Genomic DNA, 18,432 nt, shown 5'->3' on the forward strand with positions numbered 1-18,432 from the left:
TTTTAAGCTAACTCTATAAATGGATAAATTATTATAATAATAGATAACATTACAATAGACATAAATATCAACTGCTTCTTATATCTATAATTTACTAAGGCTTTATTTTTATTTCTACTTAATAATTTTTCTTGTTCATTATTTTTTTTAGTTTCTAACTGCTCAGCATTACGATCTCTTATGTTAAGGTAATCTAAATATAATTTTAGGTAACCTTTTACATATACTTCCCCTGGTAAAACATCTAATTTCCCTTCTTCTAAAGCTATTAAATATTTTTTTCTAATTTTTAAATCTAGAGATACTTGGTTTAAGGTTTTACCCAAATCTAATCTGGTCTGCTTAAGCATTGATGGCATAATTATTCAAGTTTTTGTAAAAATATTTCGAATTTTTTATTTACTAAAATTATTACATTTAAGTCTATAACTTCCTGAGATTTAATTTCTTTAATAAAATCAAGAAAATTCTTAATTAAACTTTTATTATTATCAATCCATAAATCTAAATCAATAGTTGTTTGAGATTTATTAATAATTTTTATTAATAATCTACGTTGTTTGTCATATAAGTCATCTTTTAAGGATTGTAGACCCAAACGACGCCAATATGAATCGTTTAATTGTCTATCACAAGTTTTACGTAACCAGTCTAAACTAAACATATTACCGATTGTAAAATAAGCTTTTGCCATTTCTTCATCATTACCTGATACTTGTTTCGTTACATGTATTATATCAAATACCGAAATCAAACTATCAAAGGTAAGAATATCTTTAGCAAATGATTTGTCTATTCCGTTACTTACATAATAGTTTAACTTTTCTTCAAACTTTATTTTTGCTTCTCCGGCTAGTAAATTACCTACTACTTCTCTTAGATTCTGTGCAGGTTTTTTAAACTCTTCTATGGTTTTACTAATATTAATTGGATGTTTTAAATTTTTGATAACCCAAGAAATACCACGACGCATTAATTTTGTTATCTCAGTAAACATATCAATCTTAATGTTATAATCGATATTAGTAGCTAGATTGCTTACCTTTTCCCATATATCATCAAGTTCAAAAATTTCACAAATAATAGTATATGATCTTATTATGTCGCAAAGAGGAGCACCAGTTTCACGTTTTGTTATGCTAATAAGTGGTCCACCAAGCTGATTAACTATTTTATTTATTACAACAGTTTTAATAATTTCATGCTTAAGAGGATGAGATAAAATTTCTTCACGAAACTTCTCTTGCATTATTTTAGGAAAATAATTTACAAGATAAGAATCGAAATATTTATCATGAGAAAAGGTTGAGTTACGTAATTCATGAGAAGCCGATCTTTTACTATATGAAAGTAATAAGCAAAGTTCAGGATGAGTTAATACTTCCCCGTTTATGGCTCTTCTGTTTAATTCTTCGGAAGTTGGTAAAAATTCATTCTCACGTACTAATATTTTTTCTTCTTCTAAAATATCTATAAACTGACTGAATATACTGACTGTTAAGGTAGGCGATAACTGCATAATCGTTATTGCTTCGGTTTGCTTATAATTATCCTCTAAAACCAATTCTTCAACTTGCTTTGTCATATCAATTAACAGCTTGTTACGCTCATCTAAAGTAACCTTACCGGAAGCAACAGAATTACTAAAAGCAACTTTAATATTTACTTCATGGTCAGAACAATCAACACCTGCTGAATTATCAATAAAGTCGGTATTGATGCGTCCACCTTTTTTGGCATACTCAACTCTGCCTCGTTGCGATACACCGACATTTCCGCCTTCCGCAACAACCTTTGCTCTAATTTCTTCACCATTACATCTTAAATTATCGTTCGCTTTATCGCCGATCTCTAAATGATTCTCTGTTTTCGCTTTAATGTAAGTGCCTATACCGCCATTCCATAGCAAATCAACTTCAGCTTTTAAAATAGCTTTAATTAGCTCTTCAGGTGATATTTCACTATCATTTACATCGAGTAATTTTTTAATTTCCGGTGATAATTTTACCGACTTGCTACTACGCTCAAATATCCCGCCGCCTTTAGAAATCAGCTTACTATCATAATCAGACCAGTTAGAACCTTTTAAATTAAATAGACGTAAACGCTCATTAAAGCTTGTTAAAGGATCAGGGCTTGGGTCAATGAATATGTGCTTATGGTTAAAAGCAGCAACTAGCTTAATAGCTTTCGAGCGAAGCATCCCATTACCGAACACGTCACCAGACATATCGCCTATCCCTGTGACAGTGATAGGGTCTTTCTGTACATCTATACCTAAAGTCTTGAAATGATTAGTTACTGAAATCCAAGCACCTTTAGAGGTAATAGCCATTTTCTTATGGTCGTAACCGGCAGAACCGCCTGAAGCAAAAGCGTCATCAAGCCAATAATTATATTCTCTGGAAACACTATTAGCATAATCTGAAAATGAAGCTGTTCCTTTATCGGCAGCAACTACTAAATATGGGTCTTCCTTATCGTAAATAATGATATCTTGAGGGTGTACTACCTTGCCATCAACTATGTTATCGGTAATATCTAGTAAACCTCTAAGGAAATTCTTATAACACTCAACGACCTTTGCCATATATTCATCACGACTCATTCCCTCATCAGTAAAGTGAAGATAAAAACCGCCCTTAGAACCAACAGGTACTATAACAGAATTTTTAGTCATTTGTGCTTTCATAAGCCTAAGCACTTCATATCTATAATCTTCTGCTCTATCTGACCATCTAAGTCCTCCACGTGATACAGGACCACCTCTTAAATGTACTCCTTCAAAACTTCTTGAATAAACAAATATTTCAGCAAATGGGATCGGTTGAGGTAAATGGGGGACTTTAGAGGAATCGAACTTAAATGAAAAATAATGTTTGTTAGGTTGATAGTAATTTGTTCTAGTAACAGCCTCAAGAATACCAAGCATACTACGCAGTACTTTATCCTCACTACTTACTTCAACTTTTAATAAATAATCATTTAATTGTTTTTTGATATCTTTGAAGTCGTGATCGAGATGTTTAGGGTTAAATTTTATATCAAATAGATTTACTAATTTTTTCGTATATTCAGGATGTTTAAGAAGTGTCAATTGCACATAACCCTTGCCGTAACTAAAACCTGTTTGATGTAAATATCTTGTTAGAGCTTTGACTAGTTTAACTTGCTTCCAGTTAAAACCGACAAGTACTATTAATTTACTTAAAGAGTCATTAGCAAGCATGCCAAGAACCATTTTGTCTAAGGCTTCTTCAACATTTATTTTTAGCTCTTGAATATTATCTTTTACTGGTACTACGGAAGTTAAAATAAAATTATATATCCAGCTTTCTTTAATCTCACCGACTTCTTTAATTACAAAGCTCTGTTCGTCGATTGCACTAAAGCCTAAATTTTCTATTGGTGGTAATATATTAGAAAGAGCAAGACTTACTCCTGGACTATATATTTTTAGATAAAATTCTGATTCACCTGTAGCAATCAAATTAAACATGCGTCTTTGATTCCTACTTGCTTCAGTTAAATATTCAATATCTGTTAAAGCTATTTCAGGAGAAAATTTTTGCCTATAATCAGCAGGAAAAATATTATCAAATAATTTAAAATTAATTCCTGCTTGATATTCACCAAATTTTTTAGAAAGTTTCAAATAAAAATCTTCACTCCAACATCTAGAAATACGATCTAAATCTTGCTGAATTTTTTCCGCTTCAAAATTTATTTTATGCTTATCTTGTGCTTCAAGGGTGACAAAAAGATAAGAAAAGCTGCCTACTACTTCAGTGATATAGTTAGATAGGATTTTACTGCCGAATTTCTCAGCTAAATAACAATCTATCATGTTATGTATTTCAGAAGTTAGACGCTCTCTAGGTAAGAAAATTATAATATTTAAAAAAGAACTCGACCAATCATATTGAATGAATAATTTAAGCTTCTTACTCATCATACTAGAAAGCATATGTAAGCACATGCAATATAAATCACCTTGATCAATTTGAATTAAAGCTTCACGAGGTAAGGACTCCATTAAAATTTTTAACTTATCAGCATTATAACCAGACAATGCAAAACCAGCTTTCCCTATTACGAAGTTAAATTTCTGCCTAAGAATTGGGATATTACTTATTGAATGGTAATACATATTTGAGTTATATATACCAAAAATTATACTTCCTGAAATATATTCACCAAAAGAGTCAAATTTCTTTACTAAAATATAATCAATTAAATTATCTGTATGAATAAGCGAGGCACTATTTATTTTACCAAGTATTATTAGCTGGTTTTGATATAATGGGCTAGCGGAACATTTTACAATGTCTTCAATCTCATCTTTTACTTCTTGCCATATTTTTGTTGTCCCAATCTTATTACTTAATTTTGTAGAATTTACTTCAAAATCAATAGTACCTAATAAAATTAAATTATCATTTTGTAACCAACTTAAAAATTCTTTAGCCTCTACGGAATTCAGTTTCTCATTATCGATTATATTTTTAGATAAATCTTGGAGCTTTGCCTGCATATTTGGCAAGGAATTATGGCTTTCCTCAAGCTCATCTAGCCTATCATTTATAGCTTTTGTTAGTAAATTAGCTGCACTATCATCAAAATTTCCGAGGATTGTTAAATGTAATATAGATTCTGATTTTTTTTCTGCGGCTGAATTTTCTAGTATTTTTTCTAGGTTGCCTTTACTATCACGAGTACATTTTATTACCGGATGCAACAAAAATTTAGTTTGCAGTGCTTTATTCTTAAGAAGACATACGATAAAATCAACAATATGCGGTTTATTATCAAGCAATATTAACACATTTATTGCTGGATCGTTTTCAATAACAGTATTTGTTATTGATATTTTCCTCTCGCCTTTTTCTCTATACTTAAAAAAGTTAAAAGCTTCATCGGCAAAATCAAAAAATAGTTTTTGTTTATTCTCAAAATCATAATCAATAGGAATATAACTTAAAAATTTTTCAATAAATTCGACATATAAAGAATTTGACTCCTGTTTTTTGCTAAGTTCTAAAATTTTAGCTTTATGGTTTGGTATTTGACAGTTTAACCGACCGGAATCTAAAAGAGGTGTTTTTGGCGTCATGATTTTCTCAAGTAAATATAGCTTATTTAATTTGTTATTATATTATATATTATTTAATAAACAATACTCTTCTGCTTTAAAGCTTTGTAGAAGAGTTATTAAGGTGACATCGTTTTATATTAGGAGTATTAAAAAAATGGAAACGATATTTGCACAAAGCTCTAGCTTTGGTAAAGCAGGGGTAGCAGTTTTTAGAGTTTCTGGAGCTAAAAGTTTAGAAGTTTTAAAGTTACTAACTGGTAAATCTAATTTTAAACCACGCTTTATGTATTACCAAAAACTTACTTCCCCAGAAAGCAATGACTTAATCGATAATGCTATGGTTGTTTATTTCAAAGCACCTAATAGCTTTACCGGCGAAGATGTGGTAGAAATTCATACGCACGGTAGTAAAGCCATCTCTATAATGCTTACGAATGCTTTACTGAATATACCTAGTGTTCGTTTGGCAGAAGCAGGGGAATTCACTAAAAGAGCTTTTCTAAATAATAAATTCGATTTAACTGCAGCAGAGGGCATTGCCGATTTAATTAATGCTGAAACAATTATGCAACATAAACAGGCAATTAGGCAAGCAGGGGGAGCACTTGAAGAGCTATATAATAGCTGGCGAAGTCAATTGCTGCGGATTATATCTTTACTTGAGGCATATATAGATTTTCCTGATGAAGATATACCGGAAAGTGTATTAAAAGATGTTACAAATACTCATAAAACACTTATAAACACAATATCCGAATATCTTAATGATAACAGAAAAGGGGAGTTGCTCCGAAGTGGATTAAAGCTTGCAATTATAGGACCACCAAATGCTGGCAAGTCTAGCCTACTTAATTTCCTGATGCGAAGAGATATTGCAATTGTCTCAAATATAGCAGGTACTACTAGAGATATAATTGAGGGGCATTTGGATATAGGCGGATACCCTATTATTTTGCAAGATACAGCAGGTATAAGAGGCGAAAGCAATGATGTTATAGAACAAGAGGGGATAAAGAGGGCAATAGATTCAGCAAAAAAAGCCGATATTAAAATTGTGATGTTCGATGCTGAGACTTTAGACTCTACAGTCAATGAAGATATAACAGGTTTGATTGATGAAAATACTATTGTAATAATAAACAAAATTGACCTTATTCCCGAAAATAGAATATTTAATATAGAAAATAAATATAGATGCTTAAAGGTTTCAATTAAAAACAATATAGCTTTACCAAGTATATTAAAAAACATTGAAGAAATTGCTGAAAATATGGCAGGTTTTACTGAAACGCCTTATATAACAAATGAACGCCATCGCCATCACCTTAAGCAAGCTCTTGCCTATCTAAAAGATTTTAACCTTGATAATGATTTAGTTCTAGCAACTGAAGATATCAGAATGACTATGCGTAGAATAGGTGCTATTACAGGCATTATTGATGTTGAAGAAATCCTCGGCGAGATATTTAAGAATTTCTGTATAGGGAAGTGATGAATTATTAGAAAAACTTCTTGCTTTTTCTTGCGATAGTTAGTAATAGATTTTTATCACTCACAATATATTAAAATTAGATAAAATTATGAAAAAGAAATTAACTAACGAAGAAGTTGATAGATTAAAAAATATCATGGAAGCACAAGAAGCAAAAAGAAGAGCAGAATATTTAAGAGAGGAAAAAGAAGCAAATATTATTAAGGAAGAATCAGTAAGTTTAGAAAATACATATGATAGTGAAGTAGTAGCAACTATGTTGAGCATAATAAATGAATATATGCCACCTTATGCTCGAGGATTTAAAGAAGTTGCAATTAAGGAACAACACTATCTTCAAGCCGGTCATAAATTATTTAATGAGGGTGATTATCAAACAGCAATGTTTGCCTATAAGAAAGCTTTCGAATGTGGAAACGTAAAGTATGAGAGTGGAAAAACACATTTTGATCTTAATTTTGATGTTGAACCATTTTTAGCTATAGGAAATGTTTTTGAAATTGAAGAGCAATATGATAAAGCAATGGCATTCTATAAAAGCCATAAAACAAAAAGATAATTTTCAAATTTCAGAAAGTACAACAGTGATGTTTGAAAATCAACTTGATTATTATAATAAATCTCTTGCAAAAGCTTATTGTTATAAAGCTCTATTATTAGAAAAATTGAAAGCAATTGATGAAGCTTTGCAAAATCTTGATGAAGCCATAAAATATAATAAGTTTTCATGTGTAGCTTACTGGGAAAAAGCAAATATTTTAAAAGAAGCAGGACAGTTTGATAAAGCAATAGCAGTTTATGATGAATTGATGACTCATGAAAGAAATATGAGCGATAACGATAGAATTGTCACTGAAACTTATCATTATAAAGCACAACTTTTAAAAAGGATGGGTAAAAACGAAGAAGCTATTGTAAATTTTGACGAATTTATTACTTCTGACAAGGGATATTTAACTCCAAAGAAGATCAGTTTACAAGACGCTTATTGGGAAAAAGCAGAAGCTTTAGACAATTTAAATAAAACAGGCGAGGCTAATTACTGTAAAGGTCTTGCTTTATATTATTCAGAAGAAACAAATGATCATAAGGAATCTATAGCTTTTTTTGATGAAGCTTTAAAATATGCTAAGGAAGCTGACAATATCTTCTTATATAACTTTTATAAGGGTTGTTCATTAGTTAAATTACATCAAGAAATTGAGGCAAATGAATGTTTTAATAATGCTGAGGCTAATGCTAAACATCAAAATATACAAATATTTTTACAAGCATTTACACAGTTTAATAGTCAAATTATTGAACGGCAGTTTAGTGAAATAAATACAGATGACTTATTAACAAAAAGAGAAAGTTTCATACAAGACTTTACTCGGCGAGTATTATTAAAACTAAATAAACCAGATTCGGGTAATTATATTGACAAAGAATTGGAATTCTTGACTAAACAATTAGGAGAACTTAATAGCTCACTAAGTTTGGAAATAAGCGAAACTAATCAAACTACTTCAGATGTTGCTGAATTTGTACCACCTATGGGTGAAGACACCAATATGCAAGATCATCATGATATTAATTAATAACGTTTTGCTGAAATTGCTATATAATTTACTCTACTCGGTGTTATCTAGTTGCTTGTACCTGCGGTATCCAGAAAATAATAAAAAATACTAATTTTATTAGTATTTTTTAACTGGACCCCGTGAATAAATCACGGGGTTATAGGAGTAAGACTACCCCTCAAAAATAACATCACTGTAAAATGACAATTTGGAGCTGAATAATTACCCAGTAATCTTTGTACAACGGTAAAATTGAGAGATAAATTATTACTGCTATTCTATATATCATCCCTTACGTTCGCTCAATACTTAATTTATACCTTTATTAACTTGACGGTGCCATCGATTGTTTTTGGGGAGGATTACCTTTTAAATAATCTACTAAATAGCGAGCAAATTGGTTATTTTGAACTGGCAAACTTACAATATTTTTAATATCCTTTCTAATGGAAGATAAAGGATCATTTTTATTTTTTATATTCATAATATAACCATGTAATTCTTCTTTATTATTCGCAGTATACATACCTTGCTGCATCATTTTTCCAATTTCATTTAAAGAACTTTTAACAGGAGTATAGATGATAGGTCTTCCTGTCAAAAAGAACTCTGCCATAGTAGAGCTAAAATCACCTATGTACAAATCTGCAGTCATTATAGTATCTAAGAAATCTCCACTATCTTCAATCCTAAAATTTTTTAAACACAATAATTCCTTAATAAGCATATTATAAGAATGACGCTTCATAATTTTTGTATTTTCGACCAATTGCCATTCTAACAATGGATGACTATAAAATACAAAGTCAATATTACTATCAGTTTTAACAAGAGTAATAAAGTAATCAAGATATTTTAAAAAATTAGAACTCTCTGATGTTCCTGTCCATCTAGGTTTCCAGACTATTCTGAAAGATTTTTCTCTCGAAAGACTCCAACGTTTTGGGAAATCTTCATAATTGTGTAAATATTTTTCACATTTTAAGTATCCTATAGCTTTTGCCTTTTCAGGCATTTTTTGATTGATTTCTTTTTCTATATATTGATTTTCTACAAAAATTTTCCACATTACTTTTGTAAAAGGATTTTTTTCTAACAATCCCTTGTAGAGACCCGTATGTTTTATCATGTTAAGACCATAAGAAATATGTGCAATGCGAGCGTACTGAGCAACATGAGTAGAATGAAACAATTCGGATTGCCTATAGTCATCGTATAAAATTTGATATATAACAAGATCAGGAGAAAAAGATTCAATATCTATATACTCTTTTGAACATGAGTTATATCCCATTACATACGGTATGTTTCTTTCGTCAAAATAATTAGCTAGCTCTTCGATATTATTGAATACATAGTTTTTATTTTCACATGGGATAAGTATAAATTGTACATCAAAGAATTTATCCTGTTTAATTTCATTATAAAAACTTTCAAATAAATTAAATGTAGGATTTTGAATAATAAGAATTATTTTCATCTAATGGTCCTTAAGAAAAAACTAAAATATCGGTCTGTAGAAGTTAAGACGGACTGTTGAAAAAGTGCTTTATACCTAATCCTTTCTATGTAATAACTTAAAATTTTACTAAATAAACGCATTTTAGCGTAAACTAAGAGTTTATATTTTGTAATATATTTAAATCATTGTAGACTTTTTCAACAGCCCGAAGATTTAATCTTACAGATATTTAAAATCTAAATGTATGCTTCTGTTAAATTTTTTAACTTTTGTTGTTCTTCATATTTTTGCTTATATTCTGTATTTAGCAAGATGTTTTTCTCATGATTAGAAACTCTTCTCGTGATTTCATATGCATTTGTTGCCTTTCTGTTCCATATATAGCCTAATTTCGGCACCGTCAAGTTAATAACGGTATAAATTAAGTATTGAGCGATGGTAATAACAATTGTTCACGTTTTTGTGATGATATTTTTTTAGTTAATAGAGATAAACCGATACATCGCTTAACTCTTGAAATTTGAGTTTCAATTAGTGTCCTAATTCCATAACAGTATTTTGCGTCATTGCGAGGAGGCATTCCTTGGGTAGATCAGTTCCACTTTGGTCATCCCGTGTAGGCATTGCCAGCGTGGATCGAAAAACGCCCTAAGGTAGTCATCTAGTTGCTTAACCACGGAATCCAGAAGAACAATAAAAAATACTAATAATATTAGTATTTTTTAACTAGACCCTGTGATTTATTCACGGGGTGACAGGAGTAAAACTAACCTATGCTGGCAACGCCTATAATTTAATCAACTGAGATTTATTTCCAAACTCTTCTATTCCTTTTAAATCGGTGGCTGTGACCCATAATTGTAGATTGATGCTTATAAAAAATTCGGTTAAATAGTTTCGTCTTCTATCATCTAAATGAACAAATACCTCATCTAAAAGCAAAATAGGAGCTGTTTTAGTTAACTTTATAGCATAATTCATCTCGGCAAGTATTATTGCAATTAAAATAGCTTTCTGCTCACCAGTAGAGCAAAATTTTGCCAAGATATTCTTATATTTATGCTTAACCAAAAAATCACTTTTATGGACTCCAAAGCTGGTGCGACCAAGTAATTTGTCTTTATCTCTTGTTTTATGAAGCTCTGCTGCAATAAAACCAACAACATCTTCTTCGCCGTTTAATATTTTCTGCTCTACCATGCCATCAATTGATAACTCAGCTTTTGGGAATTCGTTTTCAAGTTCATCAATTGCTTGCTGCATAAACTCTAAAGTTTTGAGACGATTATTAGCAATGTAGATTGAAGTGTCAGCCATTTTTTCTTCAATAGTTTTAAGCCAATTATTATCCCACATATCTTCAGCTAGAATTTTATTCCGCTCCTGCATATAATGTTCATATTTACTAACTAATTCTGCATGTTTTGGATCAAAATTATAAACTATTCGGTCAAAAAATTTTCTTCTATCACTAGTACCACTTGTAAAAATCCCTTCCATTTGAGGAGTAAGCCATACCATACTGGTAAATTTACTTAACTCATTATTGGCGATCTTAGAATTATTATATTCGGTTGTTCTTCTATTGGATATGCGTTTGATTTGTGTGCTAAACTCTGCAAGCCCAAGCTTACTTTGCAATAAAGCCCTAACAGAGCAATGATCTTCTGACTCTCTACATATATCAGCAAGCCTTGCTGATCTTAAACCTCTACCTGGATAGAAAAGCGATATTGCTTCTAAGATATTAGTTTTACCACTGCCATTTTCACCAATAATAGTTATTGGAATGTTATCGGTTTTTAGCTCGAGATTTTTGAAATTACGATAATTCTCAACTATTAAAGAATGTAAGAAAATATTTTTCATTTAAAATTAAATTATTTAGATACAATATTCATGCCATCAAGAAATTGCCATAGCAATTTTGCTCCTTCTATTGCTCCTTGATATGTTAATTTTTGTTCCTTTGCGTCTAAATCCTCAATCAAGTTTGCACATTCTTGAGTATGCCATTGATCAATTTCGCTATGAACAGTGAAAAATTGTAATGTTTTGTAATCTGAAATTCCATAGAATTTTTTTAATCCTTGAATTTTGGAGTCAGATACTTCCGGAGTTTGACGCTCATAAGCATAAAGAGCACCAAGACCTTCAGCAAAAGATTTTTCTGTTAATTTAAAATAACCTTGAACAAGTTTTTTGGTTGAGTTTAGTTCAGGTTCTAAAGTAAAACTGCTTCTTGAACAACCTAACCCTTCAGCAAAACGTTTCCATAATTCCGGATGATTTTCGTCTCCTTGTTCTTCTTCTATAAGATTACCAAGTAATATCTGTCTAGTTTCTATATCACTACATTTAGAATGTATTGCACTTATATAGCGTGGAAAAGCTGCAACATGATGATAATATTCTTTTGCATAAGTTTGTAAAGTAGAATGACTAAGTTTTCCCATATTCCATAATTGATAAAATGGGTGATTTAAAAGATTATATTGTTTAAGATCTGTATTGAGCTGTTCTAAAAATTTCACGTTACTTCCTTTTATTATTAATGTTTAGTAAATTTGTAAATTTTATAATCGTTTGTTTTATCGATCATCATTGAATCCCAACCCTCTAAAAGATCAAGAGGGAAAAAAGTATCACCTTCGTAGTCTTTATTTATCTTTGTTAGTAGAAACTCATCGATAAGATTTTGTTTTAGAAAAAAAGTAGCTATTTCTGCACCTCCAACCATAAAAATTTTTTTATCGCTAAAAAGCTTTATCACTTCCCAAAACTCATCCAAAGATTTCACAAAAAACACGCCATTATCGAAAAATTGAGTAGGTATATTTTTTGAAAAGACAATACAAATACAGTTTTGCAAGATTTTAGAAGGCAATGAGTCAAAGGTTTTATGCCCCATGACTATAATATTATTTTTCACTATTTGATAAAAATACTCAAATTCTTTAGGGTAAGACCAAGGCATTTGACCTTTCAGACCTATTATTCCGGTAGGATCGCATGCCATTATGCCGGTAATTTTTATAATAAGAACCTCCAAATTAAATTTAGGATAAGACTTTAAAAAATTTTATCCTATACTGACGTTTTAACTATTTGCTTTGCTGCGAAAAATCTTTGATGATCTTCAACATTATGCACTCGTAAATAGTTGACCACATTTTCAGCTAAATATTTTGATATTGCTATTGTTTCTAAATCTCTTTCTTTTGCGATAGAATTATAGAAAGCAGAAATATAAGATTTTCTTGAGTGACCAACTAATATCTCACATCCTAATTTTTTAAATTCTTGAATATTTTGTAGTATATGTAAATTTTGGTAAACAGACTTTCCAAAACCTATACCAGGATCAAAAATTATATCTTTTCTATCAAATCCACATTTTTCTAATTTTACTATTTCTTGCTCTGCCCATATATTTAAGCTAATAATCGGAGATTTATCAAAATCAAGACATTGCTGTTTTTGTGGCGGAACGGTTAGCGAATGCATAATAACAATTTTACAATTATAATCTGCAATTAATCGTAATGTATCATTATCTAAATTAGTTTTAACTAAGTTAATACAATGAACGGGATATTTTTTTAGAATTCGTTTTATCACTTCAGGTGAAAAACTATCGATACTAATAAGGGCTTCTGTTTTTTCTATAACTCCTTTTAGCTCTTCAAGAACACTATCAAGCCTAGTATATTCTTCATCCTCACTAATCATAAAAGCAGAGGGACGTGTTGACTGAGCACCAAGATCGATCATACTAGATCCTGCATCCATTAAATGTACAAAATTCTTAACGGCATCTTCCTTATGAAAACTCAAACCTCCATCAGAAAAAGAATCAGGAGTAATATTTAAAATACCAACAAATTGAGGATTTAAAATAAGCGAGCGTATAACCCCTTGATTTTCGATTAAATGGGCTATTTCTGCAAAAGTTTTATCGTTATAGAGGTTATTATCAGGGCAAATATAACGGCATTCTATGCTCAAGCTTGCAATAAGATGAATAAGAAACGGTCTATTTAATAATTGGGAATGAGGTATTTTTAAATCTGGTAAATCTATATAATAATTATCCCAAAGTAAAATATCTAGATCAATAACTCGTGGACACCATTTATCATAATTGTCTTTTCTGCCTATTTGCTGTTCAATCTTTTTAAGCACAGTTAGCAATGCATTGGGCAATAAAGCAGTAGTACCTTGTACCACCATGTTAAAATATGGCTTATCCCAACTACTATCTGCGTTAGGTGGTAGAATAGCTTGCGTCTCAAAAATAATAGATTGCCTAAGTAGTACAAAACCATAGCTTTTGAGTAAATTTAGAGCTCTTCTAATATTTAAAAATCTGTTGCCTGAATTACTGCCTATAGAAATATAAATCATATACTATTTTTCCCTGAGTAAGAAAAAGAGACCCCGCCATGTACTCCTGAAACTGGTGATTTTAATTTAGTAACAGTTACCTTTAAAAAAACTTTTTCTGATTTAGTTTTGATAAGATCATGATAAATAATATCATATATTCGGGCTGCTAAATATTCGATAAGATTAAAGCGATTCTCCTGACAAATCTTTTGTATCAGTCTTACAGTTTCTGCATAGCAAATGGTATCATCGATATTATCAGTTTGAGTAGCTAGTGGAGGAGTAGCGAAAATTAGTTTTATATTAATTTCTACAGCTTGAGCATGGTGTTTTTCTTCAGAGCCGCAACCAAGATGTATCCAAGTTATTAATTTTTCAATATTAAGTTCGCATGAATGATTTAAGTTGAAAGTGCTTTCTCCATAATAATTGAATTAATTTTATTAAACTATAAGGCTTTTGTAGAAGAAGACAATATTTAAATTGAAATACCGCCGCTTTTTTTAAAACCGGCACGAGCTCTTTCAAGCTTTTTAATAAGTTTAGGGGAATATGATTTGATATCTCTTGGCTTTCCACCCTCATATTTTTGGGCTAATTTCATTCCACCTCTAATAAAATTATAGGCAAAGTTCATTAATTTTGTCTCACCGGCTATCCTTTTCGGATTCATAAACATATAAATCTGATAAACAGCAAAACTTTTGATCAAACGCTTTAGGTCTATTCTTGCCTGCTTAGTTAAGCCTTGTAATTTATCTTTCGGGTTTGCAAGGTTTTTATTAGCATCTCTAACAATTTTGGAATGTTGATGCATTAAATAGTTACTGACTTCGGAAATATTTTTACTGATAAGTTTTTCATCCATCTTCAGCATTTTAAGCTTTAGATTTTTAGTTTTACCTAAATATTTGCGGATCAATAAAATAATTTGTGATTGGAGTTGAGTTAAATCCATAGTTTGTTCATTTAAGATAGCAAGTATCTGCTCTATCTCATATTCAAAATCTTCATTTTGGCTCAACTCCTCAAAAAGCTCTTCTACTTCTGTGCTTTCAAGTACAAGCGAGTCGCTAATACCCATTAAAGCATCTTTTATTTGCTCAGCAATTTTTTTTGTATCATCAGCTGGATAATCTTGAGTCATATCTAATTTGTAATTAAATATATTTATTTTATACTATCACCTCATTTTTACTTGTCTATAAAAATTATATTAAGATATTTTAATTACCTGAGTCTGAGTAATAATCAGAATCGTCACCACTTAGTAAAACATCCTTAGGATTGTAAATAGGGCGTGAGAAATCTACAGATGTATCTTGCTCTATATTTTGAGGAATATCAAATTTTTCTGCTAATTCCTTATATCCTGTAGCTTGCATAAAATATTCTGTTTTATTATTATTATTCGGTAAAACTGTATTTGCTAGATTTCTATATATATCAGATAATTTTAAGTAATCCTTAGGCTCAACTATTCCTTCCATTTTACCTATAGCAATAAGATAAGCTTTTGTTGCATCATCTATTCTGCTGTGTTTTTTATAATATCCTGCCTGCAATAAATACTCATCTGCTAAATTCCTATTATTTATCTGAGAGTTATGCATCATATCATCGATTAATCCATTAAATGCTTTTTCCTCATCATCAATACATTTAGTTTTTCTTAAATATTCTAATGCTTTTGCATATTCTCTTTGCTGTAAATATATGTTACCGAGTTTTGTATTTGCTTTAACAGAATCTAGTGCAGCAGCTTTTTTATATAAATCTATTGCAGAAGGTATACTTACAACTTGTGCATGCTGACAATAAATTTCAGCTAATTGATTTTTGTACAATTCATCTTGTTTATTATGAAAAGCGATAGATCCATGCGTTGCTATTAATAACTCCCCTAACGAATTATAAGCACTCTGTTCTTGCATAGGTGCTATTTGGCTATGTAGTAGCTTACTATATATTACTTCAGTAAAACTTTTTTCATCAATAGATTTAAATGCTGTAATACAAGTCCAAAGAGATTTAGCTTGTTGCTCACTAATCGAACTTACTAATTTTTTAAAGTTACTTATACTATCAAGTATGATCTTAGACATATCTAAAGATTTAAAAGATATACAATGAATATTGTTTGTTAATGTATCTGTAATATCCTTTAAATTTTGAATCTTAGCATCTTTAATAGATTTTAAAAAAGCTTTTAGATTTTCTATGTTATTTATTTGATTTATATCTAAAATCTTACTATTTTTTATATCTTGATAAAAGTCTTTAATAGCATCATTTAGCTTACCAACGAATGAAAACTCATCACTTTTTAATACAGTTTTAAAAGACTCTTGGGATGAGCTATTTGTAGAGCTTATTTGTTTCTCTCTAATATATCTAGGATGTTTAGGGTGTTTAGGATGATTGATCATAATTAACCTATTACTTAGTTGTTTTTTCTAATTAAATCTAAACTTTTAGATTAGCTTAATAATTTAGATAAATTATTTAATAAATCTTAACTAAAAAGATTTGATGTGATAAAAATAACACTAAACAAATATTGCAATATTTATACGCATGTATGATTATTTTTACTTTATTTACTAGACTAATAAGCTTTATAATTGTAGTTATTTCTAATTATGTATAAATTTTAATAATATATTTTCGTTAACTAATTTCGGCAGGGTATGAAAAAACATAAAAACCAAATGTACCTAATAAAAATCTTCATAGCCTTAGCTGTAATCACTGGCATAATATATCTATATTTATTTTACTCTTCGTTTGAACCATCTCAGATTTATATTAATACGAAAGTTAGCGATAAAAATAATTCTCAAGCCATCAAATTCGCTCTTAAGAATCAAAAAGGGAAAGTTTTTAATGATAAAGATTTAAAAGGACATCTAAGCCTAATTTACTTTGGCGTTACTTACTCGTTAGATGATGAGAATGCATTGAAAAAGATAGAGGATATTATAAAGATTTTACAAAAAGAAAATATCGTAGTGCAGACAGTATTTATTACTCTAGATCCAATAAATGATACAAGCGAAGTACTCAAAAAATATCTTGAAAATATAGATAATAATTTTATAGGTTTAACCGGTACAATAGATGATATTACGCAGGTTGCTAATGAATTCAAAGTATTTTATGAGCCAAAAACATTTGATACAGAAACCGGTAAATATGAACTAAAACACTCTAATTTTGTATATTTAATTAGTAGCGATGGAAAGTTTCTTAAACATTATTGCTTAGGCTTACCTAAAAATGATAGGTAAAGGTTTTCGTCATTGCGAGGAGGCATTGTCTGCATGGATTAGCTTTTGTCATCCCGTGGCGGCTTTGTTGCGTGAATCAGTTTTCCAGTTGTCATCCCGCGAGCTTGTAGCGGGATCCAGTTAAAAACACTAATAAAATTAGTATTTTTTATTATTTTTTGGATCCGTGGACAAGCAACTAGATGACACCTAAACTCATAACCCCACTAAGCTTTTTGCAAAATCGTGTCGGTTAAATATTTTCAAATCTTCTATCTGTTCGCCTATACCAATAAAATATATCGGTAAATTAAATTTCTGCACTATCCCGACAATCACGCCAGCTTTAGCACTACCGTCAAGCTTGGTTACAATAAGACCGGTTAAATTAGTAGCCTCGTTAAAATGCTCCACTTGGTTATAGGTATTTTGTCCAGTAATAGCATCTATCACTAAAACGCTATGAGTAGGGAGGTCCTCGTCTACTTTCTTGATAACTTTCACAATCTTAGTAAGCTCATCCATCAAGTTCTTTTTATTGTGAAGTCTGCCTGCTGTGTCAATAAAAAGTATATCGATATTTTGCTTAATTGACTCTTCTACTGCTCTGTAAGCAACGCTTGCAGGATCTGCTGCCTCTTCGCCGGTAATAAGCAAAGCTTTTGCTCTGGTTACCCAACTATCTAACTGATTTACGGCGGCGGCTCTGAACGTATCACATGCGGCAACTGCTACTTTTTTACCCTGCATTCCATACATTGCAGCAAGCTTACCGATAGTGGTTGTTTTACCTGCACCATTAACACCACATACTAAAACCACGTTTAGTTTATTTTCATTTAAAGTGAAAGGAATTTCTGATTCTAATAATTGCTGTTCAATAAGATTTGCTAGAGTTTCTTTTATTTCGGTAGTTTCAACTTCTTTATCGAATTTGAGCGATTTAAAATCTTCGATAATTTTAGCTGCTACCAAACTTCCCATGTCAGTTGAAATTAATAGCTCTTCCAGCTCCTCTAATGTTTCTGCATCTAGTTTTTTCTTATAAAATATCTTATTAATACCTGCTGATATTTTACCTGAGGTCTTAGATAAACCTTGCTTTAATTTGCTAAATATCGAAATCATTTTTTGTTTATGTTTATTCTAAAATGCGTTGTTAT

15 protein-coding genes are annotated in these 18,432 nt (G+C 30.5%); 4 read left to right on the forward strand and 11 right to left on the reverse strand.

Annotation, left to right across the window (positions count from 1 at the left end; translation table 11 throughout):
* Positions 1–2: 2 nt before the first annotated feature.
* Together AAGD49_RS07325 and AAGD49_RS07330 are read right to left on the reverse strand one after the other, a co-directional pair.
* The gene (locus AAGD49_RS07325) at positions 3–359 is read right to left on the reverse strand and encodes a helix-turn-helix domain-containing protein (protein ID WP_341788567.1); all 357 of its coding nucleotides are present in this window, start codon (positions 357–359) and stop codon (positions 3–5) included.
* Between the two features lie 2 nt (positions 360–361).
* Positions 362–5,113 carry an NAD-glutamate dehydrogenase gene (locus tag AAGD49_RS07330; protein ID WP_341788568.1) on the reverse strand — a complete coding sequence of 1,584 codons (4,752 nt, stop codon included), beginning with the start codon at positions 5,111–5,113 and terminating at the stop codon, positions 362–364.
* A 136-nt stretch (positions 5,114–5,249) separates the two neighbouring features.
* On the opposite strand from AAGD49_RS07330, the gene mnmE reads away from it, so the two are divergent.
* From mnmE to AAGD49_RS07345, 3 genes are all read left to right on the forward strand, one after another.
* Positions 5,250–6,587, forward strand: a complete 1,338-nt coding sequence (gene mnmE, locus AAGD49_RS07335) for a tRNA uridine-5-carboxymethylaminomethyl(34) synthesis GTPase MnmE (RefSeq protein ID WP_341788569.1) — start codon at positions 5,250–5,252, stop codon at positions 6,585–6,587.
* A gap of 88 nt (positions 6,588–6,675) precedes the next feature.
* The gene (locus AAGD49_RS07340) at positions 6,676–7,146 is read left to right on the forward strand and encodes a hypothetical protein (RefSeq protein ID WP_341788570.1); all 471 of its coding nucleotides are present in this window, start codon (positions 6,676–6,678) and stop codon (positions 7,144–7,146) included.
* Positions 7,100–8,167, forward strand: coding sequence for a hypothetical protein (locus AAGD49_RS07345; protein ID WP_341788571.1), 1,068 nt, complete (start codon positions 7,100–7,102; stop codon positions 8,165–8,167). Before AAGD49_RS07340 ends, AAGD49_RS07345 begins: the two co-directional genes overlap by 47 nt.
* A gap of 307 nt (positions 8,168–8,474) precedes the next feature.
* On the opposite strand, the gene AAGD49_RS07350 is transcribed toward AAGD49_RS07345, so the two are convergent.
* The 8 genes from AAGD49_RS07350 to AAGD49_RS07385 all read right to left on the reverse strand — a co-directional run bounded on the left by AAGD49_RS07350 (position 8,475) and on the right by AAGD49_RS07385 (position 16,429).
* On the reverse strand, positions 8,475–9,629 hold the full coding sequence (locus tag AAGD49_RS07350; RefSeq protein WP_341788572.1) for a hypothetical protein: 1,155 nt from the start codon (positions 9,627–9,629) through the stop codon (positions 8,475–8,477).
* Between the two features lie 768 nt (positions 9,630–10,397).
* On the reverse strand, positions 10,398–11,480 hold the full coding sequence (gene recF / locus AAGD49_RS07355; RefSeq protein ID WP_341788573.1) for a DNA replication/repair protein RecF: 1,083 nt from the start codon (positions 11,478–11,480) through the stop codon (positions 10,398–10,400).
* Positions 11,481–11,491: 11 nt separating this feature from the next.
* Entirely contained in the window at positions 11,492–12,145 is a 654-nt protein-coding gene (locus AAGD49_RS07360; protein WP_341788574.1) for a CADD family putative folate metabolism protein, read from the reverse strand.
* A gap of 17 nt (positions 12,146–12,162) precedes the next feature.
* Positions 12,163–12,630, reverse strand: coding sequence for a dihydrofolate reductase (locus AAGD49_RS07365; RefSeq protein ID WP_341788575.1), 468 nt, complete (start codon positions 12,628–12,630; stop codon positions 12,163–12,165).
* Between the two features lie 68 nt (positions 12,631–12,698).
* The gene (folP, locus tag AAGD49_RS07370) at positions 12,699–14,018 is read right to left on the reverse strand and encodes a dihydropteroate synthase (protein WP_341788576.1); all 1,320 of its coding nucleotides are present in this window, start codon (positions 14,016–14,018) and stop codon (positions 12,699–12,701) included.
* Positions 14,015–14,380 (reverse strand): dihydroneopterin aldolase, encoded by a 366-nt coding sequence (locus AAGD49_RS07375; RefSeq protein ID WP_341789247.1) that lies wholly within the window; start codon positions 14,378–14,380, stop codon positions 14,015–14,017. The genes folP and AAGD49_RS07375 overlap by 4 nt, the downstream gene beginning before the upstream one ends.
* 98 nt (positions 14,381–14,478) lie before the next feature.
* Complete coding sequence (locus tag AAGD49_RS07380) at positions 14,479–15,147, reverse strand: DUF5394 family protein (RefSeq protein WP_016948083.1); 669 nt, start codon at positions 15,145–15,147, stop codon at positions 14,479–14,481.
* 79 nt (positions 15,148–15,226) lie between these two features.
* Entirely contained in the window at positions 15,227–16,429 is a 1,203-nt protein-coding gene (locus AAGD49_RS07385) for a hypothetical protein (protein WP_341788577.1), read from the reverse strand.
* A gap of 261 nt (positions 16,430–16,690) precedes the next feature.
* Between AAGD49_RS07385 and AAGD49_RS07390 the strand changes: the two genes are divergently transcribed.
* Positions 16,691–17,290, forward strand: a complete 600-nt coding sequence (locus tag AAGD49_RS07390; RefSeq protein ID WP_341788578.1) for an SCO family protein — start codon at positions 16,691–16,693, stop codon at positions 17,288–17,290.
* Between the two features lie 195 nt (positions 17,291–17,485).
* Here the strand turns inward: AAGD49_RS07390 and ftsY are convergent, their stop codons facing one another.
* Positions 17,486–18,397 (reverse strand): signal recognition particle-docking protein FtsY, encoded by a 912-nt coding sequence (ftsY, locus tag AAGD49_RS07395; protein WP_341788579.1) that lies wholly within the window; start codon positions 18,395–18,397, stop codon positions 17,486–17,488.
* Positions 18,398–18,432: the final 35 nt, after the last annotated feature.

Source organism: Rickettsia endosymbiont of Lasioglossum villosulum, assembly GCF_964026455.1.
Lineage (GTDB): Bacteria > Pseudomonadota > Alphaproteobacteria > Rickettsiales > Rickettsiaceae > Rickettsia.

What these genes read in the sequence shown, in the direction of transcription:
- recF (WP_341788573.1), bottom strand. Translation starts at nt 11,480, where the DNA reads ATGAAAAATATTTTCTTACATTCTTTAATAGTTGAGAATTATCGTAAT.
- AAGD49_RS07365 (WP_341788575.1), bottom strand. Translation starts at nt 12,630, where the DNA reads ATGGCATGCGATCCTACCGGAATAATAGGTCTGAAAGGTCAAATGCCT.
- AAGD49_RS07390 (WP_341788578.1), top strand. Translation starts at nt 16,691, where the DNA reads ATGAAAAAACATAAAAACCAAATGTACCTAATAAAAATCTTCATAGCC.
- folP (WP_341788576.1), bottom strand. Translation starts at nt 14,018, where the DNA reads ATGATTTATATTTCTATAGGCAGTAATTCAGGCAACAGATTTTTAAAT.
- ftsY (WP_341788579.1), bottom strand. Translation starts at nt 18,397, where the DNA reads ATGATTTCGATATTTAGCAAATTAAAGCAAGGTTTATCTAAGACCTCA.
- mnmE (WP_341788569.1), top strand. Translation starts at nt 5,250, where the DNA reads ATGGAAACGATATTTGCACAAAGCTCTAGCTTTGGTAAAGCAGGGGTA.
- AAGD49_RS07385 (WP_341788577.1), bottom strand. Translation starts at nt 16,429, where the DNA reads ATGATCAATCATCCTAAACACCCTAAACATCCTAGATATATTAGAGAG.
- AAGD49_RS07340 (WP_341788570.1), top strand. Translation starts at nt 6,676, where the DNA reads ATGAAAAAGAAATTAACTAACGAAGAAGTTGATAGATTAAAAAATATC.
- AAGD49_RS07380 (WP_016948083.1), bottom strand. Translation starts at nt 15,147, where the DNA reads ATGACTCAAGATTATCCAGCTGATGATACAAAAAAAATTGCTGAGCAA.
- AAGD49_RS07345 (WP_341788571.1), top strand. Translation starts at nt 7,100, where the DNA reads ATGATAAAGCAATGGCATTCTATAAAAGCCATAAAACAAAAAGATAAT.
- AAGD49_RS07325 (WP_341788567.1), bottom strand. Translation starts at nt 359, where the DNA reads ATGCCATCAATGCTTAAGCAGACCAGATTAGATTTGGGTAAAACCTTA.
- AAGD49_RS07330 (WP_341788568.1), bottom strand. Translation starts at nt 5,113, where the DNA reads ATGACGCCAAAAACACCTCTTTTAGATTCCGGTCGGTTAAACTGTCAA.
- AAGD49_RS07350 (WP_341788572.1), bottom strand. Translation starts at nt 9,629, where the DNA reads ATGAAAATAATTCTTATTATTCAAAATCCTACATTTAATTTATTTGAA.